Source organism: Lacticaseibacillus sp. 22, assembly GCF_055413445.1.
In genome coordinates, this window is record NZ_JBVAYD010000079.1 from 1 (window position 1) to 304 (window position 304).

Sequence of the window (304 nt, forward strand, 5' to 3'; positions counted from 1 at the left end):
CGAACTTTGAGAAGATACCTGGAAGTCCGATAGCTTATTGGGCGAGTAAACCCCTTATTTCCGATTTTGAAATTGGCATACCACTCAAAGACTTAGTTGATCCTAAAGTGGGTCTGCAAACTGGTGATAACAGTCGCTTTCTACGTCAATGGTTTGAAGTAAATGTGCATAATATTAGTTTTAACACAAAGAGCACCGCAGAATCGCTTAGGTCGATCAAGAAATGGTTTCCTTACAACAAGGGTGGATCATATCGCAAATGGTATGGCAATTTTGACTACATTGTAAATTGGCAACATGATGG

General features: G+C 39.8%; 1 pseudogene. It reads left to right on the plus strand.

Going from position 1 to position 304, the window contains the following annotated elements:
* Positions 1-304: pseudogene (locus tag ACWP87_RS13860) on the plus strand (BREX-1 system adenine-specific DNA-methyltransferase PglX); the annotation flags it as partial.